Source organism: Modestobacter caceresii (genome assembly GCF_000761485.1).
In the GTDB taxonomy this organism is placed as follows: Bacteria; Actinomycetota; Actinomycetes; order Mycobacteriales; family Geodermatophilaceae; genus Modestobacter; species Modestobacter caceresii.
Map to the genome: position 1 here is coordinate 28,796 of NZ_JPMX01000118.1, position 12,647 is coordinate 41,442.

Annotated in this window: 12 protein-coding genes and 3 tRNA genes; 3 read left to right on the forward strand and 12 right to left on the reverse strand. The window is 72.8% G+C overall.

Annotated elements, in window-relative coordinates:
- The first annotated feature begins 40 nt into the window (after positions 1–40).
- Positions 41–550 carry an ArsR/SmtB family transcription factor gene (locus IN07_RS20835; RefSeq protein WP_036339990.1) on the forward strand — a complete coding sequence of 170 codons (510 nt, stop codon included), beginning with the start codon at positions 41–43 and terminating at the stop codon, positions 548–550.
- A complete protein-coding gene (locus tag IN07_RS20840) occupies positions 547–1,359 on the forward strand; it encodes a M23 family metallopeptidase (protein ID WP_036339993.1) in 813 nt (270 codons plus the stop codon). Before IN07_RS20835 ends, IN07_RS20840 begins: the two co-directional genes overlap by 4 nt.
- 61 nt (positions 1,360–1,420) lie before the next feature.
- Here IN07_RS20840 and IN07_RS20845 read toward each other — a convergent pair whose 3' ends face one another.
- From IN07_RS20845 to IN07_RS20880, 8 genes are all read right to left on the reverse strand, one after another.
- Complete coding sequence (locus IN07_RS20845; RefSeq protein ID WP_036339996.1) at positions 1,421–1,744, reverse strand: hypothetical protein; 324 nt, start codon at positions 1,742–1,744, stop codon at positions 1,421–1,423.
- 31 nt (positions 1,745–1,775) lie between these two features.
- Complete coding sequence (locus IN07_RS20850; RefSeq protein ID WP_231558506.1) at positions 1,776–3,494, reverse strand: sodium:solute symporter family protein; 1,719 nt, start codon at positions 3,492–3,494, stop codon at positions 1,776–1,778.
- A 203-nt stretch (positions 3,495–3,697) separates the two neighbouring features.
- Positions 3,698–3,770: transfer RNA gene (locus tag IN07_RS20855), tRNA-Glu, on the reverse strand.
- Positions 3,771–3,926: 156 nt separating this feature from the next.
- A tRNA-Glu gene (locus tag IN07_RS20860) sits at positions 3,927–3,999 on the reverse strand.
- Positions 4,000–4,043: 44 nt separating this feature from the next.
- Positions 4,044–4,115 (reverse strand) — tRNA-Gln (locus tag IN07_RS20865).
- Between the two features lie 85 nt (positions 4,116–4,200).
- Positions 4,201–5,256, reverse strand: coding sequence for a CPBP family intramembrane glutamic endopeptidase (locus IN07_RS24265; protein ID WP_052091589.1), 1,056 nt, complete (start codon positions 5,254–5,256; stop codon positions 4,201–4,203).
- A gap of 299 nt (positions 5,257–5,555) precedes the next feature.
- Positions 5,556–7,040, reverse strand: a complete 1,485-nt coding sequence (gene gltX, locus IN07_RS20875) for a glutamate--tRNA ligase (RefSeq protein ID WP_036339999.1) — start codon at positions 7,038–7,040, stop codon at positions 5,556–5,558.
- A complete protein-coding gene (locus IN07_RS20880; protein ID WP_036340001.1) occupies positions 7,037–7,846 on the reverse strand; it encodes a fumarylacetoacetate hydrolase family protein in 810 nt (269 codons plus the stop codon). The genes gltX and IN07_RS20880 overlap by 4 nt, the downstream gene beginning before the upstream one ends.
- 66 nt (positions 7,847–7,912) lie before the next feature.
- On the opposite strand from IN07_RS20880, the gene IN07_RS20885 reads away from it, so the two are divergent.
- A complete protein-coding gene (locus tag IN07_RS20885) occupies positions 7,913–8,311 on the forward strand; it encodes a VOC family protein (RefSeq protein ID WP_036340003.1) in 399 nt (132 codons plus the stop codon).
- Between the two features lie 32 nt (positions 8,312–8,343).
- On the opposite strand, the gene mdlC is transcribed toward IN07_RS20885, so the two are convergent.
- From mdlC to IN07_RS20905, 4 genes are read right to left on the reverse strand one after another with little or no spacing between them, the layout of a single operon-like run.
- Complete coding sequence (mdlC, locus tag IN07_RS20890; protein WP_197058586.1) at positions 8,344–9,975, reverse strand: benzoylformate decarboxylase; 1,632 nt, start codon at positions 9,973–9,975, stop codon at positions 8,344–8,346.
- Between the two features lie 2 nt (positions 9,976–9,977).
- Positions 9,978–10,946 (reverse strand): ABC transporter substrate-binding protein, encoded by a 969-nt coding sequence (locus IN07_RS20895; RefSeq protein ID WP_036340010.1) that lies wholly within the window; start codon positions 10,944–10,946, stop codon positions 9,978–9,980.
- Between the two features lie 49 nt (positions 10,947–10,995).
- Positions 10,996–11,859 (reverse strand): ABC transporter ATP-binding protein, encoded by an 864-nt coding sequence (locus IN07_RS20900; RefSeq protein WP_231558507.1) that lies wholly within the window; start codon positions 11,857–11,859, stop codon positions 10,996–10,998.
- Positions 11,859–12,647 (reverse strand): ABC transporter permease, encoded by a 789-nt coding sequence (locus IN07_RS20905; RefSeq protein WP_052091590.1) that lies wholly within the window; start codon positions 12,645–12,647, stop codon positions 11,859–11,861. Before IN07_RS20905 ends, IN07_RS20900 begins: the two co-directional genes overlap by 1 nt.

Sequence of the window (12,647 nt, forward strand, 5' to 3'; positions counted from 1 at the left end):
ACGCTTGTTCGTTCCTACGTAGTTCCGTACTCTTGCAGGCGTGGACGACGCCCGCCTGACCCGGATCGAGGAGCGGCTCACCGCGCTGGAACAGCAGCGGTCACAGCCACCCGGTCCCGTGCCACCGGACCGCGAGCGGTTCTGGCTGCTGCACGGGCTGGCCGCCGAGGCGGCCGAGCTGCCGGGTGGTGCGGTCGCCTACGGCGGGCAGGTGCGGCTGCCCGGCGGCGAGGAGTACGCCTGGCAGCGGACGCACGACGCCGACGGGCTGCGCGCGGCCGGGCCGGACGACGACGGGACCCTCGCCACCGCACTGTCGGCCCTCGGCCACCCGGTCCGGCTGCGACTGCTCCGGGAGGTGCTGGGCGGGCACACCACGACCGCGGCGCTGGCCGCACTGCCAGGGCTGGGCACCACCGGGCAGCTGCACCACCACCTGCGCCAGCTCACCGCCGCCGGTTGGCTGCGCACGGCCGGCCGGGGCACGTACGCGGTACCGGCCGAGCGGGTCGTGCCGCTGCACGTCGTGCTCGCGGCGGTGGCCCCGTGACCGGCGCGACGCTCCGGCGACTGGTGGCCCGCGCACGCCCACCGCTGCCCGCGCTCGGCGTGCTGCTGATCCTGGCGGACACGGTCGGCCTGCTGGCCTGGGGTGCGCTGGCCGGCATCGTCGTCCTGGTCGGGTTCGGCCTGCTCGACCGGGTGCGCCCACCCGCCGCCCCGGTGCGCGTCGTCGATCCCCCGGTGCGCGGTCCGTGGCGGGCGCTGAACTCCCCGGCCACGAAGGTCCCGTCGCACGGGGTCAACAGCCTCGGCCAGACCCACGCCATCGACCTGGTGCTGGACCCGCCCGGCGGCGGCCGCCCGGAGTTCGGCTCCGGGGGGCAGTGGCGTCGGCCGGAGGAGTACCCGGCGTTTGGGCAGCCGGTGCTCAGCCCCGTGGACGGCGTCGTGGTGCGCGTGCACCAGCGGCGGCGCGACCACCGGGCCCGCAGCGGCTGGCTGTCGATCCTGCACCTGCTGGTGCTCGAGGGCTTCGTCCGGCAGGTGGGCGGCGTCCGCTGGCTCGCCGGCAACCACGTCGTCGTCCGGGCCGACGACGGGGCGTTCGCCGCCCTCGTCCACCTGCGCCGCGGCTCGGTCCTGGTGGAGCGGGGCCGGCGGGTGGTCGCCGGGCAGCAGCTGGCCGAGTGCGGCAACTCGGGGAACAGCAGCGAACCGCACCTGCACGTCCAGCTGTGCGACTCCCCGGGGCTGGGTGGTGCCGCCGGCATCCCGATGGCCTTCCGCGGCGGCGCCGCCGACGGCGCCGACGGACTGCCGGCCGACGGCGAGCTGCTCGGCGTGGCCGTCCGGTGACGCACGACGGCCCGCGGTGGGGAGCCCCACCGCGGGCCGCCGTCGGGTGTCCCGCCGAGGGCTACCGGCCGGCGGTGTCCGCTCCGCCGGTGGGGTCCTCGACCGCCTCGCCGTCCTCGACGACCACCGGCCGCAGCCGGGTCCAGGCGACGAAGACCAGGGCGAAGACCAGCATGCCGATGCCGGCCCACAGATTGGCGTTCACGTCACCGGTCTTGGCGGCCTCGGCCGCGCCGTAGTCGACGATGCCCAGGACGATCAGGACGACGCCGTAAAGCCCGATCAGGCCCGCGATGACGACCCGGACGTCGTAGGCGCCCGCGGTGCGCCGGCCGCCGGTCGCCGGCGCCCCACCCGCGTCGTGCCCGTTGCTCGAAGTGCTCATGGGGTGCTCCTCTCGGGAACGCTGGGGACGGTCAGCTGAAGATCAGGTTCAGAGCGATGACGAGCACCAACGAGATGCCGGCGAGCTTCGTCGGCGACTGGTACCAGGGCAACCGGTGCGCCTCGGGATCGGTGCGGTCCTCCCTCGGCGTCTCGGAGTACACGAGTCCGGCCAGCTCGGAGACCGGCTTCGGGGCGGTCACCATGCTCACCGCGACGCTCACCACGATGTCCACCACGAACGCCGCACCGGCGGCCACGAAGCTGGCGCCCTGCCCCTCGAGCCCGATGACGCCGACCTCGCTCAGCGACCACACCAGCACCGCGGCGAGCGTGCCGGAGACCAGTCCGGCCCAGCCGGCGGTCGGGGTCATCCGCTTCCAGAACATGCCCAGGATGAACGTGGCGAACAGCGGGGCGTTGAAGAAGCCGAAGAGCGTCTGCAGGTAGTCCATCAGGTTGTCGAAGCCCGCGGCGATGAGCGCGGTGAAGATGGCCGTCACCGTGGCCCCGACGGTCGCCAGCCGGCCGACCTTCAGGTAGTACTCGTCGGGGCGGTCCTTCTTCACGTACTGCTGCCACAGGTCGTAGCTGAAGACGGTGTTGAAGGCCGAGATGTTGGCCGCCATGCCCGCCATGAACGAGGCCAGCAGGCCGGCGATCGCCACGCCCAGCAGGCCGTTGGGGAGCACGTCGCGGATCAGCAGCAGGATCGAGTCGTTGTAGGTGACCCCGGGGTCACCGCCCGCCTTCAGCTCCTGCACCTCGTTGACCAGGACCGCCGCGATCATGCCGGGGACGATCACGATGAACGGGATGAACATCTTCGGGAACGAGCCGATGATCGGGGTGCTCCGCGCGGCCGACATCGACTTGGTGGCCATCGCCCGCTGGACCTCGACGAAGTTCGTCGTCCAGTAGCCGAAGGAGAGCACGAAGCCCAGCCCGAAGACGATCCCGATGACCGACAGCACCGGGTTGTCGATGCTGGTCAGGTCGCTGGCCGGCCAGGAGCTGAGGTCGTTCTCGTTGCCGCTGTCACGGATCGAGTCGATCAGCCCACCGACGCCACCCACCCGGTGCAGACCGATCAGTGTCAGCGGCAGCAGCGCGGCCACGATGACGAAGAACTGCAGCACCTCGTTGTAGATGGCCGCCGACAGGCCACCGAGGGTGATGTAGCTCAGCACCACCGCCGCGGCGACGATCAGCGAGATCCACTGCGGCCAGCCCAGCAGGGCGTTCACGATGGTGGCCAGCAGGTAGAGGTTGATGCCGGCGATGAGCACCTGGGCGAGCGCGAAGCTCAGCGCGTTGACCAGGTGGGCGCCGGTGCCGAAGCGGCGGCGCATGAACTCCGGGACGCTGCGCACCTTCGACCCGTAGTAGAAGGGCATCATCACCACGCCCAGGAAGAGCATGGCCGGCACGGCGCCGATCCAGAAGTAGTGGAACGTGGCCATGCCGAACTGGGCGCCGTTGGCCGACATGCCGATGATCTCGACGGCCCCGAGGTTGGCCGAGATGAACGCCAGACCGGTCACCCAGGCGGGCAGTGACCGGCCGGACAGGAAGAAGTCGAGGCTGTCGGACACCCGGCTGCGGGCGGCGAAGCCGATGAGCAGGACGACGGCGAAGTAGGCGGCGACGAGCGCGTAGTCGACGAGGTTCGCGTCGAGTCGCAGGCTCTCCTCCGCGGCGAGGACCACCGGGGTTCCCTCCAGGTTCGGTGAGATCGGGTCTCCGGCCACGGACGGCCGGGGACCTCTGCCTGCCTCACAGGGCGGGCACGGTGGTGCGGCGCGATGATCAGCCCGGGGAAGCTAACACCGGATCACCACTCCGGCACTTCGTTGGTCACCGCAACGGGTGACGACTGTGACCGTCGTCATGCGGGCGACCCACAGAGACGACGAGAGCCCCCGACCCGGTGGGTCGGGGGCTCTGTCAGGTGTAGCCCCGAAGGGATTCGAACCCTCGCTACCGCCGTGAGAGGGCGGCGTCCTGGGCCGCTAGACGACGGGGCCAGGTGGTGCGGCGCTGATTCTGCCAGACGGCCGGGACCCGCTCGCGGGACCCCTCTCCCGTGGCGCCGCCCGCGGGGCGCCCGACCGGCGCTGCTCGGAGACACCCGCAGACGACGAGAGCCCCCGACCCGTGGGGGTCGGGGGCTCTGCCAGGTGTAGCCCCGAAGGGATTCGAACCCTCGCTACCGCCGTGAGAGGGCGGCGTCCTGGGCCGCTAGACGACGGGGCCAGGTGGTGCTGTGGTGCGGTCGTGCTGAGGAGCTGTGCTCCTCGCTGGGGTACCAGGACTCGAACCTAGACTAACGGAACCAGAAACCGTCGGGCTGCCAATTACCCCATACCCCATTGGCCGTGCAGCACCTTGCGGCGCCGGGAAAGAACACTACCCGATCCCCCGGGAGCCAGCACGGGCACCCCCCTCGTGGGCGCGTCAGCCCCCCGGTGGCCGGCCCCAGCCGCTGGAGGACGGCGGCGCGGCCCAGGCACCCGGCGCCGCCGGGGAGCCCCACGGCGGCGCGGGAGGCGGCGTGCCCCACGTCGGACGACCGGGGGCCGCAGTGGGGGCAGGCGCCGGCAGCTGCAGCGCGGGGCTGAGCAGCTCCGGCCGCAGCCGCCGGCTGGTGACGGCCACCCAGGCGAGGAAGGCGACCATCCCGGAGATCCCGAGCAGGGTGGTCACCCAGCTCAGGGCACCGCCGGGGTCGGCGGTGGCCAGCTCCTCGCCCAGGGCGCCGGCCAGCACGAAGATCACCACGTTGTTCACCGCGTGCAGCGCGATGGCGGCCTCCAGCCCCCCGGTCAGCCAGACCACCCCCGACAGCACCAGGCCGATGACGAACCGGTAGAGGAACGACTCGGCGTCCGGCGGCAGGTGGGCGGCGGAGAACAGGGCGGCCGTCAGCACCGCCGCGACCACCGCGCCGGCCTGTGGTCGGCCCACCCAGCCGGCGATCGCCTGGGTCAGGTAGCCGCGGAAGACGTACTCCTCGGCCGCGCACTGCAACGGCGTCGTCAGCAGCACGACCAGCAGCAGCCAGCCGAAGGAGGAGGTCGGCCCGGTGATCGACAGGTCGGTGGCCGCGATGGTGAGCAGCAGGCCGGCGGCGACCGCCAGCCCGAGGGTCGCCAGGGCGCGCCAGGTCCAGGGCAGCAGCATCCGCCAGCGCAGTCGGCCCAGCACCGAGGACGACCAGCCGATCCGCAGCCCGTGCGGCACGAGCCAGCACACCCACACGATCGGGATCGCCACGATCAGCGAGGCGTTGGTGAACAGCAGGACCCAGACGTCGGTGAGGTCCGTCATGGCGAGGTCGGGCACCACGCCGGTCACGTGAACGACCAGCACCAGCACCACAGCTGCCACGCCGTAGAGGACGGTGAACAGCAGCAGGCCCAGCAGCGGGCGCCACCACGCCCAGTCCCGCGTCCGCATCAACAGCTCGTAGGGCTGCGGGGTGTCGTGCGGCGGCGCCCCGGGCGGGGTCACCGGCCGGGGCGGTCGCGACGGGCGCTGCGCCGGAGGTGGGTAGGTGCGCTGCGCCGGAGGCGGGTAGGTGCCCGGCGCCGGAGGTGGGTAGGTGCCCGGTGCCGGAGGCGGGTACGGCGGGAGGCCGGCAGCCGGGTACGGCCCACCGGGAGGCGCCCACCCCGGGCCGGCCGGCCAGCCGGCGGGACCGCCCGGCGGCGGGCCGAGCGGGACCCGGGGCGGAGCGCCGTACCGGCCGGTCGGCGGCGGGCCGGCGTACGGCGGCTCACCCTGCCCCCAGGCGCTCCAGCCCCCGCCGGTCATCCGGTCGCGATCCCGCGGGCAGCAGCGAGCCGGGCCAGGGTGCGCTCGCGGCCCAGCAGCTCCATCGACTCGTACAGCGGTGGGGAGACCGTCCGGCCGCTGACCGCCACCCGGACCGGCCCGAAGGCCTGCCGCGGCTTGCGGCCCAGCCCCTCGACGAGGGCCTCCTTGAGCGCCGTCTCGATCGCCGGGGTCGTCCACTCCGGCAGCGCCTGCAGCGCCGCCGACGCCGCGTCCAGCACCTCACGGGCACCGGCGCCCAGCTGCTTCTCCGCGGCCGCCGGGTCGATCTCGACGTCCTCGGTGAACAGGAAGCCGAGCAGCCCGACCGCGTCGGACAGGACGATCATCCGCTCCTGGGCCAGCGGTGCGATCGCCTCGAGCGTCGCGGCCTGCTCAGCGGTGGGCGGGTCGGCGACCAGCCCGGCGCCGGCCAGGTACGGCGTCACCGCGGCGAGGAACTCCTCGACCGGCAGGGCGCGCAGGTGGGTGGAGTTGATCGCCTCGGCCTTCTTGAGGTCGAACCGCGCCGGGTTGGCGCTGACCTTGTCCACGTCGAAGGCGGCGGCCAGCTCCGCCGGCGAGAAGATGTCCCGGTCCTCGGCGATCGACCAGCCCAGCAGGGCCAGGTAGTTGACCAGCCCGGCGGGCAGGAAGCCCCGGTCCCGGTAGACGTCGAAGTTCGACTGCGGGTCCCGCTTGGACAGCTTCTTGTTGCCCTCCCCCATGACCAGGGGCAGGTGCCCGAAGCGCGGCGTGCCCGCGGCGACACCGATCTCGGTGAGCGCCCGGTAGAGCGCGATCTGCCGCGGGGTGGAGGGCAGCAGGTCCTCACCGCGCAGCACGTCGGTGATGCCCATCAGCGCGTCGTCGACCGGGTTCACCAGCGTGTACAGCGGGGTGCCGTTGCCCCGGACCAGCACGAAGTCGGGGACGGCGCCGGCGGCGAAGCGGACCTCACCGCGCACGTGGTCGTCCCAGGACAGGTCGGTGTCGGGCATCCGCAGCCGGACGACGGCCTCCCGGCCCTCCGCGAGGAAGGCGGCCCGCTGCGCATCGGTCGTCGTCCGGTCGGCGTTGTCGTAGCCGAGCTTGGCGTCCTGCCCGGCGGCCAGCCTCCGGGCGGTGACCTCCTCCGGCGTGGAGAACGACTCGTAGGCGTGGCCGGACTCCAGCAGCCGGGCGACGACGTCGCGGTAGACGTCGCTGCGCTCGGACTGCCGGTACGGACCGTGCGGCCCGCCGACCTCGGGGCCCTCGTCCCAGTTCAGCCCGAGCCAGCGCAGGCAGTCCAGCAGGTGCCGCTCGGACTCCAGGGTGTTGCGGGCCGGGTCGGTGTCCTCGATCCTGACCACGAACTGACCACCGGTGTGCCGGGCGTAGGCCCAGTTGTACAGCGCGGCGCGCATCACCCCGACGTGCACGGTGCCGGTCGGCGACGGGCAGAACCGGGTGCGCACCGGGCCGGCCGGGGCGGTCATCGGACGCCGGCCGTGGAGGTCGGGTCGGCGCCGGCGACGGTGCTGGTCAGCGTGCCCAGGCCCTCGATCGTGCACTCCACCCGCTGGCCCGGGGCGATCGGGCCGACCCCGGCCGGGGTGCCGGTCAGCACCACGTCACCGGGCAGCAGGGTCATCACCTGGGAGATGTGCGAGATCAGCGTCGGCACGCCGAACAGCAGCTGGCTGGTCCGGCCGGACTGGCGCAGCTCGCCGTCCACGCTGCAGGTGATCTCCAGGTCGGCCGGGTCCTTGCCGAGGCCGGCCAGGTCGGTCTCGATCCACGGGCCCAGCGGGCAGAAGGAGTCGAAGCCCTTCGCCCGGGTCCACTGCCCGTCGCTGCGCTGCATGTCCCGCTCGGTCACGTCGTTGCCGATCGTGTAGCCGAAGACGCTGGACAGCGCCTGCTCCGGGCTGACCTGACGGGCGCCGCGCGCCCCGATCACGACGGCGAGCTCGACCTCGTGGTGCACGTTCGTGCTGCCGACCGGGATGCGGATCGCGTCGCCCGGGCCGATCACCGTGGTGGAGGGCTTGAGGAAGACCAGCGGCTCCTTCGGGGCGTCCCCGGTCGCCATCTCCTGCACGTGGTCGGCGTAGTTCTTGCCGATGCCGACCACCTTGCTCGGGAGGATCGGCGAGAGCAGCCGGACGTCGGCCGCGGCGTACCGCTGACCGGTGAAGGAGATCTGACCGAACGGGTGGCCTTCGATCTGGGCGACCTGGCCGTCCCCGTCGAGGACCCCGAAGGACATGCCGGCTGGGTGGGCGAAGCGGACGATGCGCACGTCCTCAGGCTAGTCGGGGCTCCGTGTCCGGCCACCGTGCGGCATGCCAGGTCGCTACCGTGCGTCATGGCCGCCCGGATCACCGCAGTCGCCGTCGACTCCACCGACCCTGCCGCGCTCGCCCAGTGGTGGGCAGACGTGCTCGGCTACGAGGTGCAGGACACCGACGACGACGGCGTGGTGACGATCGGCCCACCGGGGCAGGAGTCCAAGGGCCCGCAGCCCGTGCTGGACTTCGTCCCGGTGCCCGACCCGACGCCGGGCAAGCTGCGGCTGCACCTGGACCTCAACGCCACCGACCGGTCGCAGGCCGAGGAGCTGGACCGGCTGCTCGCCCTCGGCGCCACCCCGGTGGACGTCGGACAGGGCCCGCTCACCGACGAGATGACCTGGCACGTGCTGGCCGACCCGGAGGGCAACGAGTTCTGCCTGCTGGCCAGCACGGTGGCACCGCTCCGGGGTTGAACGCTCGGGGTTGAACGCTCGGGGTTGAACGCTCAGGGGTTGAACTCGGCCTCCGGCGCCACCTCGACGTCCAGCAGCAGCGGGGCGTCGAGGTCCCGGAGCCGGGGCAGCACGTCGTCCAGCACCTCCAACAGCTCCTCGTGGCCGCTGATCCGCCGGGCGGAGCAGCCCAGCGCGGTGGCCAGGGCGGAGAGCCGGACCTCCGGGAAGCTCGGCCACGGCGCCTTCCCGGCCCCCTGCCGCTCGACCAGCTTGTCCATGATCGCGTAGCCGCCGTTGGCGAAGACGACGAAGAGGACGCCGACGCCGTAGCGGGCCGCCGTCCACAGCGACTGGACGGCGTACATCGACGAGCCGTCGCCGAGCACCGCGACCACCGGCCGGTCCGGGCGGGCCATCCGGACGCCGATGGCGGCCGGCATCCCGAAGCCGAGCCCGCCCATGGCCACGCCCAGGTACCCCAGTGGCTGCCGGGCTGGGACCATCTCCTCCAGCACCTGGCGGGTGGACGGCGACTCCTCCACCACCACCGTGTCCGGGTCCAGGCGCCGGGCGAGCTGGGCGTAGACGTGCGGCGCCCGCAGCGGCTCCCCCGGTGCCGGCGGTGGCACGGTGACCGGCGTCCGCGGCGGGCCGGGCGCCAGCCCGCGGTCGGTCACCCGCTCGGCGAGTGCGGCGCAGAAGACGCCCGGGTCGGTGAGCACGGCCAGGTCGGCGGGGCTCCGGTGCACCTCGGCCGGGTCCTGGCTGACCTGCACGATCCGGGCGCCGGGGTCGACGAACGGCCCGGGCTGGTAGGGGTACTGCCGGAAGGCCGGGCCGCCGACGACCAGCACGAGGTCGTGGCCGGCCAGCACCCCGCGCAGCCGCTCCCGGCCGGCGGGCAGGAGCCCCTGGTACTGCGGGTGGTCCTGGGGGAAGCCGGCCCGCGCGCCGAAGGCCTCCTGCCGCACCGGGGCGGCCAGCCGTTCGGCCAGCTGCACCAGCGCGGCCCGGGTGACGGCGGTGTCCGCCCCGGCACCGACCACCAGCACCGGCGACCGCGCGCCGTCGAGCAGTTCGGCGACCTCGGTGACCGTCGCCTCGTCGACCCCCACCGGCCGCCGCACCACGGTCGCGGCGGCCAGCGGCTCGGCGTCGGACATCGGCTGCGCCCAGTCGTCCATCGGCACGACCACGATCGCCGGGCCGCGTCCGGTGAGCGCCTCGTGGTGGGCCCGGGCGATCGACCCGGGCACGTCCTGGGCGCGCACCGGCTGGTCGACCCAGACCGGGTAGTCGCCGGCCAGGCCGGCGAGCCGGCCGGCCAGGAAGGGCTCCAGGGCGAGGTGCCGCCGGTCCTGCTGGCCGACCACGACCACCAGCGGGGCCCGGTTGACCCGGGCGGTGGCCAGCGCGCCGACGGCGTTGCCCAGGCCCGCGGTGGTGTGCAGGTTGACCAGGGCCGGCCGGTCGTGGGCGATGGCCCAGCCGGTGGCGATGCCCACCACCGACCCCTCGTGCAGCGCCAGCACGAACTCGATGTCGTCGGGGAGCCCGGCGAGGAAGGGCACCTCGGTCGAGCCCGGGTTGGCGAACATCGTCGTCAGGCCGAGCCGGCGCAGTACGTCGAAGGTGACGTCCCGGACGGTGGGCACCGCAGGAGGGGTCGTGGGGTCGGGCACGGTCAGTCGGTCGCGAGCAGCGCGTCGACGTCGGCGGTCTCCTCGGTGATCCCGTACTCGGCCATCAGCTCGGCGACCGTCTCCATCGACTCCACGTTGATCTCCTCCGGGAAGGACGGGAGGGCGATCTGCTCGGCGACCTCCGGGGAGATGCTGGTGTAGGTGGTGATGATCCGGCGCAGCTCGTCCGGGTTGTCCTGGGCGTACTGCAGCGACTCGGTCATCGCGGCCTGGAAGTCGTCGACCAGCTCGGGGTTCTCGGCGAGCATCTGCTCGGTGGTGAAGTAGGTCGCCACGGTGAGGTCCTCCACCGGCTCGGCGAAGTTGCGCACCACGACGCGGGCGCCCTGGCCGGTGGCGACGGTGACGAACGGCTCGACCACCCAGGCGGCGTCCACGTTGCCGTTGGCGACCGCGGCCGGCATGTCCGGGAAGGGCAGCTCGACGAAGTTGACCGTCGAGGAGTCACCGCCGGCGTCCTCGACCGCCTTGCGGATCGTGACCTCGCCGATGTTCTTGAAGTTGTTCACCGCGACGGTCTTGCCGGCCAGGTCGGCGGCGGTCTGCACCGGGCTGTCCGCGGGCACGACGACGGCGGAGAAGTCGGTCTCCGGGTCGCCGGTGGAGGCGGTCCCGTTCGAGACGACCTGCAGCGGCAGGCCCTGCGTCTGGGCCAGCAGCAGGGAGGTCACGTTGCCGAAGGCGAAGTCGAAGTCCCCGGCGACCACACCGGGCACGGCGGCCGCGCCGCCGGACCCGGGCACCAGCTCCAGCTCGATGCCCCGCTCCTCGAAGAAGCCCTGCTCCTGACCGAGGTAGATGGGGGCGACGTCGATGATCGGGATGATCCCGACGGCGACCTGGGCCAGACCGCCCTCGGTGTCGGTGGCCGGCTCGTCGGACGAGCCGCCGCAGGCGGTGGCGGTGGTCAGCAGCGCGAGAGCGGTGATCGGGGCGAGCAGGCGACGCATGGTGGCTCCTTTGCCGGACGTGCGAGGTGGAGAGGGGGTGGAGCCTGGACTAGTGACCGGGGTCCGCAGCCACGGTGGGCGGCCCGGCCCGGTGGCTGCCGGTGGCGACCTCGTCGCGCTGGTGCTGGTCGCCCTTGCGGTGCTTGGCCAGCTGGATCTGCTCGTAGACGTGCCCGCGCAGCTCGGCGAACCGCGGGGAGGAGCGGGTGTCCAGCTGGTTGCGCTCGTCGGGCAGGTCGATGGCGAGGTCCTCCATGATCACGGTGGGCGAGGAGGACAGGACCAGCACCCGCTGCCCCAGGTAGACCGACTCGTCGATGTCATGGGTGACGAAGAGGATGGTCACCCCCAGCTTGTGCCACAGCGACCGGATCAGGTCCTCCAGGTCGGCGCGGGTCTGGGCGTCGACGGCGGCGAACGGCTCGTCCATCAGCAGGACCTTGGGCTCGTACGCCACCGCCCGGGCGATCGCGACCCGCTGCTGCATGCCACCGGACAGCTGCCACGGGTAGGCGCTGTGCACGTCGGCCAGGCCCACGGCCTCCAGCGCGTCGCGCACCAGCTCCCGCCGGCGGGCCTTGTCCAGCTTCTTCTGCTTCAGCGGCAGCTCGACGTTGCCCTTCACCGTCAGCCACGGGTACAGGCTGCGGCCGTACTCCTGGAAGACCACTGCCATCGCCTCCGGCGGCCCGTCGACCCGCGAGCCGGCGAGGGTGACCGTGCCGGAGGTGGGCTCCAGCAGCCCGGCGATGCACTTGAGCAGCGTCGTCTTCCCCGCACCCGAGGGCCCCACGATGCAGACCAGTTCACCGTCCCCGACGGAGAAGGTCAGGTCACGGACGGCCTCGACGGTGCGGCCGGAGCCGGTGTAGGTCTTCTGCACACCGGCGACGTCGAGCAGCGGCTGGGTCATCAGTTCTCTCCTAGCTGAGATCGGCGCAGGCCGTGGTACCAGCGCAGGGTGCGCCGTTCGAAGAGCTGGAAGAGCAGGGACAGGACGAACCCGAGCAGCCCGAGCAGCAGGATGCCGCTCCACATCTCCGGGATGGCGAAGCTGCGCTGGAACTGGATGACGCTGAAGCCCAGCCCGTTGGTGGAGGCGAACATCTCGCTGATGACCATGAGGATGATCGAGATCGACAGCGCCTGGCGCATGCCGGCGACGATCTGCGGGCTGGCGGCCGGCAGCACCAGGTGGCGGAGCCGGGCCAGGCCGGTGACGCCGTAGGACCGGGAGGTGTCGGAGAGGACGTCGTCGACCGCGCGCACGCCCTCGACCGTGTTCAGCAGCACCGGCCAGACCGCGCCGGAGATGATCACGATGACCTTTGCGGTGTCCCCGATCCCGGCGAACAGGAACAGGATCGGGATCAGCGCCGGTGGCGGGATGGCGCGGAAGAACTCCAGCACCGGCTCGGTCACCCGGCGCAGCGTGCGGTTGGCGCCCAGCAGCACGCCCAGCCCGACCCCGACGACGACCGCACCGGTGTAGCCGATCAGCAGCCGGGTGACGCTGGGCAGGACGTCGGCGCGCAGCCGCTCGGAGAACCAGACGTCACCGAAGGTCGTCAGGATCGTCTGCAGCGGCGGTGCGTAGTAGTTCGTGCTGTCCGCCGACCACACCCACCACAGCGTGACCAGCACGACGGGCAGGGTGAGCGCGTAGCCCAGCGTCCTGCCCCAGCGCAGCACCGGCTGCAT